Origin of the sequence: Vibrio pomeroyi (genome assembly GCA_041879425.1) — a bacterium.
In the GTDB taxonomy this organism is placed as follows: domain Bacteria; phylum Pseudomonadota; class Gammaproteobacteria; order Enterobacterales; family Vibrionaceae; genus Vibrio; species Vibrio pomeroyi_A.
The window spans coordinates 1,819,064-1,837,252 of the sequence record CP090854.1; the positions used below are offsets into that span (position 1 = coordinate 1,819,064).

An 18,189-nucleotide genomic window follows, 5' to 3' on the forward strand; every position below is an offset into this window, starting at 1 on the left:
ATCAAAACAGAAAGCGGATAGGGAGTAGATGATGAGATTAACCAAATTGGCGGTTGCAACACTCTTGGCATTTTCATTGCCATCCCACTCATCTTATTTACCGCCTGAACAGTTAGTATTAGCCAATACCTATAAACAAGGAATAGATGTCTCTGAGTATTGGACGAGTGAGAAACTCGATGGTATTCGAGCCTTATGGGATGGAAAGCATCTTTATACAAGAAATGGTAATCGAATTTACGCACCAAAGTGGTTTACAGAGAGCTTGCCACAAGTGCACTTAGAGGGAGAGCTGTGGGCTGGACGAGGGAAATTCCATCTTGTTCAATCTACTGTGTTAGATCACACACCTAGCGATAACGCTTGGCGACAGATCGACTTCATGCTCTTCGATATGCCAGGTGCAGCCGGAGATTACCAAAAGCGTTATTACAACATATTGCATTGGGTGAGCGTGATCGATGAGTCACACGTCGGTTATGTTGAACATTCACCCATTAAGAATGAAGAAACGTTGTTCCACCAACTAGACAACGTAGATGAACGAGACGGCGAGGGTTTGATGCTTCGCAAGATCACTAGCCGCTATCAAGCAGGTCGCAGCAATGATTTGTTAAAACTCAAAAGACACCATGATGCTGAAGCGACAGTGATTGGTTATAAAACCGGGACGGGCAAATACAAAGGTATGATGGGTTCTATCCTAGTTCACAACGAACAGGGCGTAGAATTTTATATTGGCAGTGGATTTACTGACAAAATGAGATTGTCGCCACCCGAGATTGGCAGCCGTATTACTTTTCGCTACAACGGCCTTACTCAAAACGGTAAACCAAAGTTCGCAAGATTTGTCCGAGAGAAGAGTGATTATTGAGTCGTTTAGTCATCCGATTTTAATAATTTAGAAAGCAAAAGAGCCCTGAAAATCAGAGCTCTTTTTTGTTTTATGTCTTTACGGGTTACACGAATGCTAGTTATGACAATTGTTTCTGGCTAGATTATCGAGAACTGAATTCCAATTGTACTTCATCACTTTGTTTATGCATCCAATGAAGGCGCATACCAAGCATGGTCGCTGCTGAAGATAGACCAATAATGAAGCCAACCCAGAAACCGTGTGCTCCCATAGGCTCAACAATCCAATCTGTCATTCCTAAGATGTAGCCGATAGGAAGGCCAAGCAACCAGTAAGCCACAAAGGTAATGTTGAAGATCGAGCGCATGTCTTTGTAGCCACGTAACGCACCTGCAGCAATCACTTGAATAGCGTCGGTACATTGATAAACCGCCGCGAACAACAGTAATTGCATTGCAACGGTGATTACCGCGGTATTCTCTGTGTACAGCAATGAAACCTGCTCTCTGAAAATTGCCGTCAATGCTGCCGTCATTAATGCAGTCACTAAACCAACAATGATACCCACGTGTGTCGCGATCTTTGCACCTTCAGTGTTGTTTTCACCCAGCTTATGACCGACGCGAATACTCACGGCGGCACCAATACTCATTGGAATCATGAAGACTAACGAAGAGAAGTTGATCGCCACTTGGTGCGCGGCAACAATCAATGAGCCAAGTGGGGCAACCAACAAGGAAACAACCGCAAACAAGGTTACCTCGAAGAAGATAGCGGCTGCGACTGGGAAACCAAGTCTAAACAGGCGAATTTGAGCTTTAAGTTGCGGCTTATGGAAAGTACCGAAGATGTTGATTTTAGCTAAACGCTTTGATGTTAAAACGTAAGCGAACAGCAGTGCAAACATCACCCAATATACGATAGCCGTTGCAACGCCACAGCCAACACCACCCAATGCAGGAGCACCAAGCTTTCCGTATACGAACATCCAGTTAAGCGGGATGTTTAATAGCAAGCCAATAAAACCAATCACCATTGCAGGCTTAGTTAAAGACATCCCATCGGTAAAGCTTCTCAAGGTTTGGAACAGCAAAAATGCAGGTACAGCGAACATCACCGCATTCATATAACCTATGGTCTTTTCTGCCATGAGTTGTTCAATGTCCATCCACTCCAATATCAATTGTGTCTGGAACAGCACGCCAATGATTGGAAGAGAGATGACGAGCGCTAAAAATGCGCCTTGTTGAATTTCAAATGGAATTTTTACTTGTCGACCAGAACCATTCAGTTGTGCAACGACAGGAACCAACGCCATCAATAGGCCAACACCAAATAAGATTGATGGTAGCCAGATACTTGCCGCAATCGAAACCGCAGCCATATCGATAGCACTTACGCCACCGGCCATTACGGTATCAACAAAACCCATTCCAGTTTGTGCAACGGATGCGATCAATACTGGGGTCGCAAGTTTAATTAGATTCGAGGATTCTTCTTTGTAACGATGCACAAACAGCTCCAAATAAGAGGGAAAATTAGAATAATAGTGTAGGAAAGGCCATTCTGAAGGATTCAGAGACAATGATCTTAAGCTTCCACTGGACGAATCATAAAGAAATGTCACAATAACTGCTATGAAAAACTGTTATTAGGGCGTGTTGATCTTTCGAGCTGATTTTTGCAGCGAGTTGCTGGCCGTTTATACAAGGCAGAGGCGTCGATGTGTAGCTAGCCTACATGAGAATCCGATAACGTAGTAAAAATGGCCAGCAAACGCTGCCCGAAGGGTTCGGCTACAAGCGTTTTACTCTTTGTTGAGGGAGATTTACTTAGAATGACTAGGCTACTTCTCCCTCGCCGCGATTAAAACGCTTTTATCTCGAACAAAATTTAACCGCGAAAGGTCAACACGCCCTAGAATGCTAAATAGGAATCTTATGTTTACAGGTATCGTTCAAGGCATGGCAACGCTGGTTGCTATCAACAAAAAAGAGTCGTTTCAAACTCATACCATTGAGCTAAGCGACGAAATGGTTGAAGGATTAGCCATTGGTGCTTCAGTAGCTCATAACGGTTGTTGCTTGACGGTAACGGAAATCTCAGGAAACCAGATTGCTTTTGATTTAATGCAAGCGACATTGCGATTGACGAACTTAGGCCAACTGAATGTTGGTGATAAAGTGAATGTTGAGCGTGCAGCAAAGTTTGGTGATGAAATTGGCGGTCATAGCATGTCTGGCCATATTACTCTGATGGCTAACCTAGTTGATGTGATTAAGACAGAAAACAACCGTACACTTTGGTTCGAACTACCAGAAGAATCGATGAAGTACGTGTTGAGCAAGGGTTATATTGGCGTTGATGGTTGTTCATTGACGATTGGCGAAGTGGAAGAGAACCGTTTCTCTGTCCATCTGATTCCAGAAACCCTGAATCGTACTTTGTTTGGCGGCCGAGAAGTAGGCGACCAAGTGAACATTGAGTTCGATCCTCAAACACAGGCAATTGTTGATACTGTCGAGCGTGTATTAGCGAACCAGAAATAGCCGGTACGTACATTGTGTTGGTGGCGAAAAATCACACCGACGACCAAATTCAAAAAGAGCACCTCATGTGCTCTTTTTTGATCCTGGTTTAAACGAGAAACTGATTATCAGAATACTTGTTCATCATCGGCATCAATCGAAAGGTTGATTCTGTCTCTTACCTCGTCGACCTGCATATCCAAATGAATGGCATTGCAACACGCTGGACAATCATCATAGAAGTCTTGGCTACCATTAGATGCATCAAGCGTGATGTTGATACCGTGTCCACAATGCGGACAGGAGACATGTTTCTCTGTGTATTTATGCATGGCAAATTCTCCTCACTGTAACTGATACCAATCGTATTCGGTTATAAACAGCTGTAATTGGTATTAAACTGCTTGAATCTTCTGAATACACGCTTCGGTTTGTGCCAAGTAATGACCGCCAAATTGATTACAGTGATTGAGAAGATGGTACAAGTTATAAATATCTTTTCGATCAGTATAGCCAACGTCGAGCGGCATGACGCTTTGGTAACCTTCATAAAACTCTTTAGGGAAGCCTTCGAACAATTCGGTTAACGCCAAATCACACTCATGGTCCCCCCAGTAACAAGCCGGGTCGTAACAAATTGGGCCAAACGCCGAGTTGGCGACATTGCCATTCCAAAGATCGCCGTGAAGCAAAGAAGGGCGAGGGTTGTGGCCTGCAAGTCGCATATTCACCACGTCGACAATATCGTCGATGTCACCGAACTCAATGCCTTTCTCTTTCAGCAGTTGAAGTTGGAAACCGATGCGTTGCTCTGAGAAAAAGCGTCCCCATTTTTTATGCCACGGATTAGGCTGAAGGGTACTGCCGATGTAGTTGTCTTGATCGCAACCAAACTCTTTTTGCTCTCCCCATTGGTGCAGCTGGGCGAGTTGAACACCAAAATCGAAACTGTTGTTGCCGGTTTCTAATGGTTTAGTTGGTAAGTAATTGAGGATAATGAACGAGCACTCTTTGGTTTTCCCAATAAGAACAAGCTCGGGCACATACACGGTGGAAGTATTTCTTAATAAACGCAGGTTCTCAGCTTCAATTTCAAACTTGGGTAGAAATTCACGCTGATTCACTTTAACAAAGTAACGTTCATTACCATCACTGATCATATAGCAATCGTTAATGTCACCACCAGAGACCTTCGTACGTTCAGTTATCTGAAAGTTGAACAAAAGCGTATCTGAAAGCTGTTGAGAAATGGCCTGCCACATAGGAAATCCTCACAGAACTGTTGATTTGAAATACTATCGTTTAATAGCAATAGTTTAGGATAAATCTGAGTAATTTATAGACGTACTGGTCAATGTTCACAGCTCTAATTCATCTCAATATGAATCAATTAGCGGATTTGTGACCTGACACAGTTTCAATGCCTTTGATTAATCGACAAAAAATGTATGACGGCAAGACGTTCTTGTTTGGAACTAGCTTCACATTCGGCATGGAATTCGAGGTCGTTCACTAGAAAATCGCAGGTGGGTTGCTATTGTCTACGCTTAAATTTTAGCAATTACTAATAGTCCACTAATTGCGTCGTGTGGAAGGCGGGGGGAGTGCCCATCAGGATCGCACTTGAAACCGTTGTTAAGTCCTATTTCTCTGCTTTGTTTGTAGATTGATTCAATTTTGAGCTTAAATGCTAGCAAAGATCATTTTAATATTACTTTTAGCAATAAAATGATGACAAATGACTTCATTTACATAGTATTAGCCTAGAACGTGTTAATCTGCTTAAGAGCTTAAAACGGAGATTTATTGTGGTTGTAGAAACCGATGGCTATCTAGCTTTAATCGAGCACCTATCATTCAACCTAGACGTATTTACCAATGGTAATGGTGATACAGGAAATGAAAGTGTCGAAGACATTATTACAGACATGATTTCAACGAACATCATGGCTATCTTCGAACAAAACCCCGAACTGCACGCGAGTGTACGTTTTCAACTGCTGAAAGAAGCAGACGCCGTTGTTGCGGATTTAGGTGAAGTATTAGCAGGTGTGTGGGCTAAGAAGGCGACTAACGAACAGATCGTATTCCTAGACGAATACATCGCGTTAGTGAAAAACCTGTTTGATACGGCTGTCGCTAAATACGACTAACTATTCGCGTATCAATCCAAAATAGTAAAAGGCGTTTAAGCCGTAACGTTTGATGTTATGTCGTTCAGCGGTGAATCTCTTGAACCGCTATAAACGCCTAAAGTGCCAAAACTTGGAAGCCCAATAAGGGTTGTCCAACCTCGATATAATCACACCTTTCGATGTAGATGCATGTAGAAATTGGTTGTTTCCTAAGTAAACGCCAACGTGTCGCACTGTCATCGATGTCTTAAAAAACACCAAGTCGCCACTCGTTGCCTGTTCATACGCAATTTCTTTTCCCTTTTGGCTCTGATCTTTTGTGGTTCTTGGTAGGGCTTGTTGGGTCGCATTTTGGACGGCAATCTGTACAAAAGCGGAGCAATCTACACCTCTAAATGACGTTCCGCCGAAATGGTACGGCACACCTTTCCACTGCTCATACACGCTCATATAAGCATTTGTAGTCAATTGTTCTGACTTTGATAAAGGTTTCTGTGCGGTTTGACTAAGCTGAGAAGGAGACGGGGGCGAGCTACATGCAGCTAATGTTGCGAAAGTTATTGTAACTGCAAGCATTTTTCTGAATTTCATATGTAACTCTTCTGAAAAAAAAATGAAATAAAAGCGTCATCAAGGACTTCTAGTATACGGACTAACTTAAGGATATCTCTTTTCGTAGTCAAACTGGATTTCACATGCCCGACACAAATTTATCAATAAAACCCTCACGTTATACATTCTCGCTCATCCAAACCGTTAGTGCTGTCTTTATTTCCATTCTGTTACTTGTCAGCTTTTTATCTATGGTCAGTATAAGAGGTGTTGAGCGAGTCGGAGGGTATTTCGATACGCTATCGGAACAGGCGTTACCACTCGCACTTCACAACGCAGAATTAACGCAAAGCGTATTAGAACAAGTCAAACTTCTCACTTACAGCACTCAATCAACCGATTTAGACACACTTAACGCAACACGAGGCTCAATTGATCAACTCGCTTCCGAGAGTAACGCGATCCTAGAGGAACTCCTTTTTATCTCCCAATCTTTTCCTGATGCGATCTCTTTAGAACAGCAACAAATCCTTATTGATGATATGGCTCAACTGCAACAGATGACCAATACGGTTCTGTTGGCGCAAATTGATATTCAAAGTAAACAGAACCTGATCGACAGCAAAATGGGCGAGTTTCGTTACGGTGTCGGCTCTATCGGACCAGAAATGAACCGAATCAGTTCGTTTTTAGTCGAGGACAATCCAGAAGCCAGTGACGCTGCGAACCGCTTTACATCGAGCGCGTCAGCAATGGCCAACACCTTCTTAATGCTAATGATGCAATCTGACATCGATAAAGCACAAGACGAATACCGCCAACTAAGAAACCGAATCGCTGGCCTTAACTTAGCTTACAGTGACTTTGCTGATTGGCACCCAGACATCGCGGAGTTCGCAAGCCTTACCGCACCTTATGAGATGGTAAAAGAGGGCTTCACAGACGAAGGCGTGATTAGACAAATACTGCTTAAATTGGAACTGGTTAAGCAGCAAGAGCAGAACCTAGCCCAAGTGATTACATTGGCGAATACCGTTATTAATACATTGAACCAGTTATCTTCGACCGCTGCACACCTGATTGATGAAAGCGAACTGTTCGTAAATCAGACCATCACCAACATTGACCGTGTGTTGTTTATTAGTGGGCTAGTAATCGCCGTGATCATTGTGATCTCATGGTTAGTACTACGCCGCTGGGTAAACAAAGGACTGAAAAACATGACTCAACAATTAAGCTTGCTCGCAAACCACGATTTCTCGAAGCACAGTGCATTGGTGGGTCCATTAGAGTTACAAGTAATTGCCTCGAAACTGAATACCGTCGTCGATTCGACCGCAGACTCAGTTCGCTTGGTAACTCGTAACTGTGAAACGCTTTACCAAACGGCTGAAGTAAGCCACGACGCTGCAGAACAAACCAATTCTAGCTTGAATGAGCAAAACGAATCGCTACAGAACATGATCACTACGATTACTGAACTGGAAGCGTCAATCGGTGAAATTGCACGTATTTCGAACGCATCCAATGACGATGCACAAGTTGCCGAAGACGAGTCAGTCAATGGTAGCCAAGTGGTGGGGCTTAACCAGCAACGTTTACAAGCGTTAGAACATTCACTAAGCATGAACGAAGAATCAATGGCCGACCTTGATGGCCGCGTGAAACAGATTCGTGAAATGGTCGACATGATCAGTGGCATTGCAGAAAACACCAACTTGTTAGCACTGAATGCGGCCATTGAAGCAGCGCGAGCAGGCGAGCAAGGTCGCGGCTTTGCTGTCGTTGCCGACGAAGTACGCAAATTGGCGAGTGGCACGTCTCAGCAAACCACCAATATTCGCAATATGATGAATGAGCTGGTGGCTGCAGCTGATCGCTCTCGAACGTCTGTTACTGAATCTCGAAGTGAAATGGCCAATGCACTGCAAACCAGTGGCGATGTGAAGCAAGCTTTTGAAAAAATCGAGGTAGCAGTTAGCCAGATTAAAGGACGTGTTGAACAAATCATGGTGGCAACAGAACAACAAGCTCGTGCAACGGTCGATGTGACACATTCCATCACTCGTGTTTCCGAACAAGGCGAGAATACTAAATTACAGCTTGAATCGATGATTGAAAGCTCAGAGCAGGTGGCAGAAATCGCAGGACACCAACAAGCTATGCTTCATAAATACCAGTTTGATGCTGCGAAATAACGATAAGTTCTCATAGTTTCAGTATTCACTCGTAAGTAAAAAATCAAAAAGGCAGAGTTAGATACTCTGCCTTTCGTTTATTCGTTAACTACTTACTTATGATGACGTGCTTACATAAACAGAGTAGGCATGATGTGTTGGAAGAAGATAAGTGATGCAACACCACTGATCACCACCCAAATCAGATCAAAACGAAGGCTGACCAGCGTACAAACAATCGCAGCTAATTACCGCCACCTGCGCGAACTCAAAGCGTAATATCTTGGTTCAACGTGATATTTTGGTTTCCGTCTAATTATTCGGTTTCTCGTTGTATCTAAATGGCTGGGTAATCAACTTATCTAGCCTTTGTTCTTTTCCATCGCGTATCTCAGGGACGCCAATGCTTACCTTGTCGTGACCAAGCTTAGGTTGAGCGCGATAGGTTTTGAACCAAATGTCCCACACCGATAAAAAGAAACCAAAATTCGAATGCGTTTCTTTGACGATCACAGAGTGATGCACTCGATGCATGTCAGGTGTGACAATCACTTTGCGCAATTGCTTATCGAACCATAACGGCAAACGACCATTACTATGGTTGAACATCGCACTCACATTCAACACCACTTCGAATATCACCACCGCTAAAGCCGGTACGCCGAGTACAAAAATCAACGCCACTTTAATCAGCATTGATAAGATCATCTCAATCGGGTGGAAGCGTGTGCCTGTCGTTACATCAATATCCAGATCTGCGTGATGAACACGATGAAGTTTCCAAAGCAGGGGAATGCGGTGGAAGACGAGATGTTGCGTGTAAATGGCAAGGTCCAACAACACGACACAGAGAAACACGGTGATTTCAAAAGGAAGCACGATGTTATTAAACAGACCCCATTGGTTTTGCTCAGCAATCAAAGCCGCTTGAAACGCTGCTACGGGAATTAATGTTGCCAACAAAATGCTATTAACCGCCATCAACGAGAAGTTATTTCCCCAACGAAACCACTTGTTTTGAGTCAGTGTTTTTCGAGGAGCACGGTACTCCCACAGCGCACACAAGATGAAAGCGGTGATAAAACAGACAAGGCGAAGTAGCGATGGGTCCTGCATAAGAATTCCTTCTATCATTATCAAGCCACTGTAAGTACAATCGTGCCACTTTTCTAGTTCTATCTGTCGTTATTGTCCATGAGAATCCACGCTTTCCACCGTTTATACCAACACCGTTTATCTCTTTCTACCAAACCGTTTAATGCGCGCGGATGTAAAGTTGTGCGATGTGAGTACTGCAAAATCAAACAAGACTGTTGTATCTGTGAACACCAACCAGACATTGATACGAACGTCGCGACCATGTTGATCTTGTCAGACAACGAAATCTTAAAGCCGAGTAACACTGGCCGATTGATTGTGGATACCGTGAAAGACAGCCATGTTTACCTTTGGCACAGAACTGAACCCAACGCAGAGATGTTGGATGTACTAAAAGACGACGAGTATCAACCTGTCATTGTGTTCCCTGAAGATTACACCGATGACAAAACGCGAGTGGTTCAAGACTTGCCAAAAATGCGTGACCCAAATAAAAAGCTGCTGCTGATTTTTATCGATGGTAGCTGGCGTGAAGCAAGACGCATCTTCAGACGCTCTGAGTACCTTCAAGATTTACCTGTGTTATCGATTGAACCAGAATCGGTTTCTCAATACATGATGCGTAAGTCAGACAACGACCAACATCTATCTACAGCCGAAGTGGCGAGCTTGGTATTAAAACAAGCAGGTGAAGAGCAGGGCGCGAAGACTTTACAGCTTTGGTTTGAGGCATTTCGCGAAAGCTACATGCTAAGTAAGACTCGTTATAAGTCGGATCCGACCAAACCTAGCCTGAACGCTTTCATAGAGCACAGTAAAAGTGAGACGTCACTCTAACCTTTAACCGCTTTGTGCTGACTTGTTGTTCAAACAGACTCGAACACGAGATAAGTTTGTTATCTATCACGGTTTGTAGGGGGAGTGTTATGGATAATGTTCCTCAGTTGTTTTATTTAAAAAATTTATTTGCCCGAATTTAGGGAAAAATTGGAGAGATTTCATGTATTACGGCTTCGATGTTGGCGGCACAAAAATTGAGTTTGGTGCATTCAATGAGAAACTTGAGCGAGTAGCAACAGAGCGTGTTCCAACACCAACAGACGATTATCAGTTACTGCTTGATACGATTGCTGGTTTGGTAAAAAAGTACGATAGCGAATTCTCTTGCGAAGGCAAAATTGGCCTTGGTCTTCCTGGCATGGAAAACGCAGACGATGGCACAATGCTTGTTGTTAACGTACCAGCTTCAACAGGTAAGCCACTACGTAAAGATTTAGAAGCGCTTATTGGTCGTAGTGTAAAAATCGAGAACGACGCAAACTGTTTCGCGCTTTCAGAAGCGTGGGATGATGAGCTTAAAGACGAACCATCAGTTGCTGGTCTAATTCTAGGTACTGGCTTCGGTGGCGGTTTAGTTTATGAAGGTAAAGTGTTCTCTGGTCGTAACCACGTTGCGGGTGAGCTAGGCCATATGCGCCTTCCTATCGATGCATGGTTCCACCTTGGCGACAACGCACCGCTACTAGGTTGTGGATGTGGCAAGAAAGGGTGTCTAGACAGCTACCTATCTGGTCGTGGCTTTGAGTTGATTTACGAGCACTACTACGGCGAGAAGAAGAAAGCGATTGAGATCATTCAAGCATACAACGAAGGCGAAGCGAAAGCGGCTGAGCACGTTGATCGCTTTATGGAGCTATTGGCTATCTGTTTCGCGAACCTGTTTACTGGTCTTGACCCACATGTTGTTGCACTGGGTGGTGGTCTTTCAAACTTCGAGCTTATCTACGAAGAGATGCCAAAGCGTGTGCCTAAGTACCTACTTTCTGTAGCGAAGTGTCCTAAGATCATCAAAGCGAAACACGGTGATTCAGGCGGCGTTCGTGGTGCTGCATTCCTTAACATTAAGTAATCGCGACTTAACGTTGAACTAATTAACAAACCAAATAAAAATGCCGCAATCTCGAAAGAGGCTTCGGCATTTTTTATTGTTTGGTGTTTTCGTTTCTTTAACTCTTAACTCCAAAACGAAAAGCCTGAACTAGAGCCTAGAAGCTAAATACCAAGAAAAAGAGCCAGAGGGCTTACTTCTTCTTTTTACCAACACCAAGGTTATCTTTTTGCTTCAACGTAAGCTTAGTAAAGCCAAGCTTTCGGAAGTAGTTATCTTGGTAGTTACGAACCGCTTTCGTATCAGAAATCAACTCAAGCTGTTGCTCAGTTTTAAGATACTCAGAGATATCGATACCTTCAGCTGCAGCTACAGCTTCTTGGATCGTGCGGTGTTCTTGTTTAGAAAACAGTAACTCTTTGTCTTCGTCTTTATAGGTATACAGAATGGTACGAGCCATGATGCTCTCCAATAGGATTATTACTTTCGCGCACTCTACATAAAAACAGTACGTGGCTCAAGGTTATGATAAAAAATCTTGAAATATTAGCGATATCAATAAAGCGTGCAGCAAGTCGCAAAAATATTTTATGGTACACTATGTACAATTTATATGTTTGATCGGCTTAAATCTAATTTATGATCAATACGCTTTACCCTCAGATTATGGGAATCATTACTCGAATTCAAAACTATCCTGGAATCAAAGGATTAGAAGACGTCGACGCGCGAGTAAGAAAGATATGCCATGACCATAATCAACCGTTCCCAGAGTCTATTGCGCTTTTTCTAAAGGCGTACAAAAGTGATCGCCAAGACAATCTACTTGATGCTGTCGAACATTATAAAACCTGCCTAAACGCAACCCAACCAGAAGAAGTTCAACTCACTGTTTTCGTCAACGGTCTATTAGCATCGGTTTATAACGACTGTGGCGATTACCAATCGGCTTATACGTGTTACGCAAAGACGTTAGAAAACTTACATCTTGTTGATGACAATATTCGAGCGCTCATCTACTGCAACCTAAGCGACATGCATTTGAGCTTAGGAAAGTTCGAAGAAGCAAAACAATATGCGCGTAAAGCGGTAACGTCATCTCAGAATGCTAACCGCCAGCTAGATTGTGCGGTTAGCCACCTTAACCTTGCTTATGGTTGTGCGTATACCGGAGAATTTGACCAAGCGATTCGAGCAATCGCTGAAGCGAAGAAGATAGCCGAGTCACTCTCAAGCAATAGAACATTCGCACTGTGTCATGGATACCTAGCTCAAACTATGGTTCAGCAAGGTGGGGTTGAGCCAAGTGATGTGCTCGATGCGTTTTATCAAGCGGAACAGTATTTTCTGAAAATCAACGACGACCACAACCGAATGGAAAACTTGGTGTGTTGGTTTCGATATTTGGTGGAAATAGGGGAGCTTGAACAAGCCCAAGAAAGATGTCTTTTCCTTGAGCAGAACTTTGAGCTCAAAAACAGTTACCACTTCTACAGTATTTACGCGAAGACCAAGGCGAAGATCTTTCATCATCAACAAGATTGCAATGGCCTTGCATCACTGCAAACAGAACATATTGAGCTTTCAGAAAAATACCTAAAGGCTTACGAACGCAAACAAAGCGATCGTATTTTGCAAAGCGTGGATACTCTAAGAGACAAACAACAGCACGAAGTGTTTACCCAAATGCAAAAGTACATGGGCGCGATTACTGATATCGGTCAGTTCATTGCTACCGCTCCCGACCTTTATAGCGTGCTTCCTGAGATCCTAAGTAAGATAAACACGATTCTGCCGACGTTCGAATTTGGTATTGCGCTGTACGATGACGAGTCCGACATACTCGACTACCAATATTTTGTTGATACTCAAGGTTTGGTACAAAACCTTAAGGTCACTTGCCAAGATAACCAAACCGTCGGTACTTATGTCATTCGTAAGCGCGCGACCGTGCATTTGAACAGCGTCACCGATGATGCACTAGAGCCTTATGTTGATAACGCCTCGCGTAAAGATGATGACTTGGTGGTTGTTAAAGACAAACCGGATACCAACTCCATCATTCTGACGCCGATCATTCTCAATGAAAGAGTGATAGGGCTGTTGTCCGTACAGCATCATTTGCCTAATCAGTATCAACAACACCATTGTCAGTTAATCGAGCATTTGGCGAGTTTCATTGCCGTGTCGCTTGAGAATCAAAAGCAAAGGCAGCGCTTAGAGAATGCGAATCAAACGCTTGAGGTGTTGAGTACGACAGACCCATTAACGGGTTTATCGAATCGCTATCAACTCGACAAAATTACACCTGTGTTGATTCGTAATGCTTATACACAGAAACGGTCGCTTGCAGTATTGATGATTGATATTGATGAGTACAAAGCCTACAACGATTCCCATGGTCACTTACAAGGTGATGAAGCGCTTCGTATTCTTAGTCGTTTACTGAGAAGTACATTCTCGACCAAGAACGATTACTTGTTCCGATATGGCGGGGATGAGTTCATGGCAATCTGCTTTGGTCAAAGTAGCGAAGATATCGAAGAGAAAGTCGTTACGCTGAGAAATGCATTGGCTGAGTTGGCGTTAGTTAGCCCAAAAGCGATCAGAGCCAAGCAGCTTACCTTATCAATCGGCGGGGTAAACGTTGAGCTTGTTAGTGGCAACGTAGATAGCAACTTCAAGATGATTTGTGACATTGCAGACAAACAACTGTACCGAGTGAAAGAGAGTGGCCGTAACAATTACAATCTCATCGACTGCTATCTGAATAACTGCGACTTATCCAATTGTCCGTTAGATAAACCCACGGTCGTTTAAACAACTCGGTATAACATTCTAGATTCTCAGTACGAACCAAAAAAGAAGCCCACTTATATTTGATATAAGCGGGCTTCGTCTATTTCTTGGGAAGTGATGTTAAATCAAGGGTGTGCTAAATCAAACACGACCTTGCAGTGGAATGATCGTCACTGTTTCACCGACTTTCACGGTATCAACCGCTGGTGAGATTTCGATTAAGCAGTTGGCTTCGCTCATTGAACGTAGAATACCTGAACCTTGTTTACCCGTCGTCTTCACTTCAAGCACACCAGACTCGTTCATTGAGAACACACCACGGCTGAACTCAGTACGGCCTTGGCGAGAACGTAATTGTTCTGTAGCAACCGCGTTCGCTTTCACTGGTGTCCAGTTGGTTTGACCTTGCAGCTTGCGAATTGCAGGCTCTACAAAGTTAATGAACGACACCATCACCGCAACTGGGTTGCCCGGTAAACCGAAGAAAGGTTTGTCTTCAATTTTACCGTAAGCAAGAGGGCGGCCTGGACGCATGTTGATACGCCAGAAATTAATCTCACCCAGTTTGTCCAACGCGAGTTTGATGTAGTCAGCATCACCAACAGACACACCACCAGACGTCAGAACCATATCAGTTTCTAAAGAAGCCGCGTGAAGTACATCCATCATCTTCTGTTCGTCATCTTCAATGATGCCGTAATCGACGATGTCACAACCTAGCTTCTGAAGCATACCGATAATAGTAAAACGGTTTGAATCGTAGATAGAGTTTGGTTTCTGCTCGCAACCCGGAGCTTGAACTTCATCACCTGTCGAGAACACGCCCACTTTTACTTTACGTAGAACAGGGCAGGTACCGAAACCCAGTGACGCCATCATACCCATTTCTGGTGCTTCGATTCGTGTGCCGCGCGTAAAGACAGGTTGGCCAATTTGTAGATCTTCACCCGCCATACGGACATTTTGTCCTACTGAAATTTTCGCATCTGGGAAACTAACTGTGTCGCCTTCTTGAACGGCTTGCTCACGCATCACAACCACATCAACACCTTCAGGCATTGGTGCACCAGTCATGATCTTAACAGCTTCACCTTGTTGAACGGTTTGGTCGTAGCTGTGACCAGCCATCACTTCGGCAACAACACGGTAGCTATCTAGCTCTAAATCTTCACCACGAATGGCATAGCCGTCCATCGCAGAGTTAGTGTTCTGAGGCACGTTGATTGGCGAGATAACATCTTCAGCCAATACGCGACCATAGCCTTGCTCTAGCGCAACAGATTCAATCAGCTCAAGTGCATCAATGCTATCAACAATCTTTTGCTGACCTTGAGTCACCGTGAGGCCGGCTGGAGAGAAAGAGTCACAACACACAACTGGCGTGTTGTCTTTTGATGATGCGCACGCAGCGACTTTACTTGTTTTAGAAGCAGGGTCGAATGACTGAGCATAGTCGATGATGAAATCACGAATGGCTTCTAAGTCGCTGATCGCCATTTGTGGCAGGTCAGATTCAACGTTGTTGTCTGCGGCGATAGCAATGATGTTGTCATCGTTTGGATAAAGCCAAGGTTTGCCCACTTCGTCGCGGTGAAGCTCAATCTTAGGGAAGGCGATGTTCTTGCAGCCTTCAACCAAAATCAAATCGAGCGTATTGGTATCAAAGCGAGTCAGCAGATAATCAAAGTCCGCTTCGGCTTCTGGCGTTTCTGTCATCATTACATGACGGTTACGCGAAGCGATCAGCATTTGATTCGCGCCTGCTTTACGTAGGCGGTAGCTGTCTTTGCCCGGCTTATCAACATCGAAATCGTGGTGAGCGTGTTTAAGAACACCCACTTTCAAACCTGCGTTGGTAAACAAAGGCAGTAACGCTTCAAGTACGGTTGTTTTGCCTGTACCGCTGTAAGCAGCAAAACCTAATAAAGGCAGGTTAGGGCGTTGTTTTGAATCTTTCATTATTGAAGCGTTCCGAATTGGGTGAGTTCTTCTGGCGTATTGAGATTTACAAAGCAGTTTGGCGCGTCGCTAAAATCGACGTACTCAGTCACACACTCTTTGTACAGCAAGATGATCTTGCGGTCGCCACGTTCTAAAAAGGCTTCTAACTTTGGAAGTACGCGCTTGTGAAATAGGGTAAAAACTGGCTGTTTATATTCACCATCGTGAGCCACAAGAATGTCGCTGTCTTCTTTTACCGCAGCGCAAAAACGCTCGACAAGGTCGTCACTGATTTGAGGGCTATCGCAAGGAACAAAGCCAACCCAATCTGTTGCCGCGTTTTTAAGGCCAGCGTGAATGCCACCCAAAGGACCCGGGTAATCAGGGAACGAATCGGATACAACCGGAGCGAATGCTTGGTAACTGTCGAGGTTACGGTTGGCATTGATGGTTATGCTGACATCTTGTTGTGACAGCTTGTCTATAACGTATTGAATAAGCGGAGAACCGTTGAGCTCAACGAGTCCTTTATCTTTTCCGCCCATACGGCTGGCTTGTCCGCCAGCCAAAATAACCCAACTAGTTTGCGTTGGAAGCAGCATAAATATTCTCTTGTGCTTTGTTCTTTTTAATTACTTGCAGAAGCGGTGATTCGGTCAAGGTGTTGTCTTTGATCCACCACTGCTTCTTGCACAAATCGGTTAACGCGTTGGTTTGGTGACTTGTAATGACTAAACTCGCGCCTCTCTGAAGAAGATCTTCGGCCATAATCACCAATCTTTCAATAGATTCTTTGTCTAAAGAAGCACTTGGTTCGTCCATCAGCAAGATTGAAGGCTTAAGAATCCAAGCTCTTGCCATTGCTACGCGTTGACGCTCACCACCAGACAACACAGAAATGTGCTCGTCTGCTAGGGTTTCTAAACCTACCATCCTCAAAGCATTAATTATTTGAGCTCGCTTATCTTTTTGGCTCTCTTTGTTAAAGCGAATGCCATAAGCGACATTTTGGTACACCGAGCCATCAAATAGGTAAGGGGTTTGATGGAGATAGATGATGTCTTGGAATTTTAGTCTAGGAAACAGGTTATGTTGCCAACTTTGTGTCGGACATTGAATACGGCCAGAGCTTGGTTTGATTAAACCTGACAAGATTTTGAGGAGGGTTGTTTTACCAACACCGTTGTCACCCTTCAGATAAATAGCATCGTTAGGGCCGATCGACAGCTCAGGGATATGGAACAAAACACGCTCTTTGTAGCGCATTGAAATTTGCTGCGTTGTTATTTTTATACTCATGACAGCGTTCCTAAGTTCTTAGATAGCCTTTTCCTCTCACACTGGAAAGGAAAAAGTTAAGGGCTAATGCCAATGCTAATAAAACCATGCCAAGCGCGACACCTTGTGCGAATGCGCCTTTGTGACTTTCCATAGCTATAGCCGTTGGGATATTTCGAGTCATTCCCATAATGTTGCCACCTACCATCATTGAACAACCCACCTCAGTGACGATACGAGAGAAGGCAGCAATGGCAGCTGCAAGTAGAGGAAAACGAGTTTCCCAGATCAAGGTACACGCAACTCGAGTCGTTGAGACACCAAGAGTGCGTGCCGTTTCTACTGCTCGACGGTCACTGGCTTGCAGCGCGCCGTGCATCATCGCAACCAGAATAGGGAAGCAGATCAGCATCTGACCCAGAATCATCGCCTTTTGAGTGAACAGCAATTGCCAGTCACCTAATGGGCCGGAACGAGAGAGCATCATGTACATCAACAAACCAATTACCACGGTAGGGATAGCTTGCAAGGTGTTGATCACTGACAGCAGCGCCCATTTACCGGGGAACTCGGTATAAGCCAATATGAAAGCCATGATGATTGCAGGAATAATCACCAATGAAATGGCGGACAAAGATACGCTGAAGGATACCGCTACAATTTGCCACAGTTCTTGGTCAAAACTGACTAGTAAATTCAATGCATCAAGCGTTGTTTGCCATAGGGTCATGAAGTATCTCGTGTGAATCGATAATGGGTCTTTATCGGTAATGACTGATGTTAATCATAGCTGACACAATATTATTGAGCCTATATTGGCCAGCTATTGTTTCTTTAATTGCTTCAGTTAACTGATTAGTTAAGCGTAGCGCTAATTGGAATTAGCACTTACAACAAACCATTCTCAGCTTGTTATAAACGAATCTACGCTAACGAA

The 18,189-nt window shown here is 43.9% G+C and carries 17 protein-coding genes; 7 read left to right on the forward strand and 10 right to left on the reverse strand.

The features are described 5' to 3' along the window. The first annotated feature begins 31 nt into the window (after positions 1-31). A complete protein-coding gene (locus L0992_08265; protein XGB65723.1) occupies positions 32-874 on the forward strand; it encodes a DNA ligase in 843 nt (280 codons plus the stop codon). A 124-nt stretch (positions 875-998) separates the two neighbouring features. Here L0992_08265 and L0992_08270 read toward each other — a convergent pair whose 3' ends face one another. Further along, the gene (locus L0992_08270) at positions 999-2,369 is read right to left on the reverse strand and encodes an MATE family efflux transporter (protein ID XGB65724.1); all 1,371 of its coding nucleotides are present in this window, start codon (positions 2,367-2,369) and stop codon (positions 999-1,001) included. Between the two features lie 427 nt (positions 2,370-2,796). Here L0992_08270 and L0992_08275 point away from each other — a divergent pair, with 427 nt between their 5' ends. Continuing rightward, entirely contained in the window at positions 2,797-3,405 is a 609-nt protein-coding gene (locus tag L0992_08275; protein ID XGB65725.1) for a riboflavin synthase, read from the forward strand. Positions 3,406-3,512: 107 nt separating this feature from the next. Here the strand turns inward: L0992_08275 and L0992_08280 are convergent, their stop codons facing one another. Together L0992_08280 and L0992_08285 are read right to left on the reverse strand one after the other, a co-directional pair. After that, complete coding sequence (locus L0992_08280) at positions 3,513-3,716, reverse strand: CPXCG motif-containing cysteine-rich protein (GenBank protein XGB65726.1); 204 nt, start codon at positions 3,714-3,716, stop codon at positions 3,513-3,515. 63 nt (positions 3,717-3,779) lie between these two features. Further along, complete coding sequence (locus L0992_08285) at positions 3,780-4,646, reverse strand: fructosamine kinase family protein (protein ID XGB65727.1); 867 nt, start codon at positions 4,644-4,646, stop codon at positions 3,780-3,782. Positions 4,647-5,192: 546 nt separating this feature from the next. On the opposite strand from L0992_08285, the gene L0992_08290 reads away from it, so the two are divergent. Then, positions 5,193-5,537, forward strand: a complete 345-nt coding sequence (locus tag L0992_08290; protein ID XGB65728.1) for a DUF3802 family protein — start codon at positions 5,193-5,195, stop codon at positions 5,535-5,537. A gap of 87 nt (positions 5,538-5,624) precedes the next feature. Here L0992_08290 and L0992_08295 read toward each other — a convergent pair whose 3' ends face one another. Further along, positions 5,625-6,110 carry an NlpC/P60 family protein gene (locus tag L0992_08295; protein XGB65729.1) on the reverse strand — a complete coding sequence of 162 codons (486 nt, stop codon included), beginning with the start codon at positions 6,108-6,110 and terminating at the stop codon, positions 5,625-5,627. A gap of 104 nt (positions 6,111-6,214) precedes the next feature. On the opposite strand from L0992_08295, the gene L0992_08300 reads away from it, so the two are divergent. Then, complete coding sequence (locus L0992_08300; protein XGB65730.1) at positions 6,215-8,269, forward strand: methyl-accepting chemotaxis protein; 2,055 nt, start codon at positions 6,215-6,217, stop codon at positions 8,267-8,269. Positions 8,270-8,560: 291 nt separating this feature from the next. Here L0992_08300 and L0992_08305 read toward each other — a convergent pair whose 3' ends face one another. Then, positions 8,561-9,364: a sterol desaturase family protein gene (locus L0992_08305; GenBank protein ID XGB65731.1), complete on the reverse strand. Its 804-nt coding sequence runs from the start codon at positions 9,362-9,364 to the stop codon at positions 8,561-8,563. 72 nt (positions 9,365-9,436) lie between these two features. Here L0992_08305 and L0992_08310 point away from each other — a divergent pair, with 72 nt between their 5' ends. Both L0992_08310 and nagK read left to right on the forward strand, forming a co-directional pair. Beyond that, the gene (locus L0992_08310) at positions 9,437-10,183 is read left to right on the forward strand and encodes a DTW domain-containing protein (protein XGB65732.1); all 747 of its coding nucleotides are present in this window, start codon (positions 9,437-9,439) and stop codon (positions 10,181-10,183) included. A gap of 163 nt (positions 10,184-10,346) precedes the next feature. Further along, entirely contained in the window at positions 10,347-11,255 is a 909-nt protein-coding gene (nagK, locus tag L0992_08315) for an N-acetylglucosamine kinase (GenBank protein ID XGB65733.1), read from the forward strand. A 172-nt stretch (positions 11,256-11,427) separates the two neighbouring features. On the opposite strand, the gene L0992_08320 is transcribed toward nagK, so the two are convergent. Further along, a complete protein-coding gene (locus tag L0992_08320) occupies positions 11,428-11,694 on the reverse strand; it encodes a DUF2960 domain-containing protein (GenBank protein XGB65734.1) in 267 nt (88 codons plus the stop codon). Positions 11,695-11,873: 179 nt separating this feature from the next. Between L0992_08320 and L0992_08325 the strand changes: the two genes are divergently transcribed. Further along, the gene (locus tag L0992_08325; GenBank protein XGB65735.1) at positions 11,874-14,054 is read left to right on the forward strand and encodes a GGDEF domain-containing protein; all 2,181 of its coding nucleotides are present in this window, start codon (positions 11,874-11,876) and stop codon (positions 14,052-14,054) included. A 120-nt stretch (positions 14,055-14,174) separates the two neighbouring features. On the opposite strand, the gene L0992_08330 is transcribed toward L0992_08325, so the two are convergent. Genes L0992_08330 through L0992_08345 form a run of 4 tightly spaced genes read right to left on the reverse strand, consistent with a single transcriptional unit; the run spans position 14,175 to position 17,982 of the window. After that, the gene (locus tag L0992_08330) at positions 14,175-15,992 is read right to left on the reverse strand and encodes a bifunctional molybdopterin-guanine dinucleotide biosynthesis adaptor protein MobB/molybdopterin molybdotransferase MoeA (GenBank protein XGB65736.1); all 1,818 of its coding nucleotides are present in this window, start codon (positions 15,990-15,992) and stop codon (positions 14,175-14,177) included. Further along, positions 15,992-16,576 carry a molybdenum cofactor guanylyltransferase MobA gene (mobA, locus tag L0992_08335; GenBank protein ID XGB65737.1) on the reverse strand — a complete coding sequence of 195 codons (585 nt, stop codon included), beginning with the start codon at positions 16,574-16,576 and terminating at the stop codon, positions 15,992-15,994. Before mobA ends, L0992_08330 begins: the two co-directional genes overlap by 1 nt. Further along, complete coding sequence (locus L0992_08340; protein XGB65738.1) at positions 16,554-17,273, reverse strand: energy-coupling factor ABC transporter ATP-binding protein; 720 nt, start codon at positions 17,271-17,273, stop codon at positions 16,554-16,556. Before L0992_08340 ends, mobA begins: the two co-directional genes overlap by 23 nt. A 10-nt stretch (positions 17,274-17,283) precedes the next feature. After that, positions 17,284-17,982, reverse strand: a complete 699-nt coding sequence (locus L0992_08345) for an ABC transporter permease (GenBank protein ID XGB65739.1) — start codon at positions 17,980-17,982, stop codon at positions 17,284-17,286. Positions 17,983-18,189 lie beyond the last annotated feature (207 nt).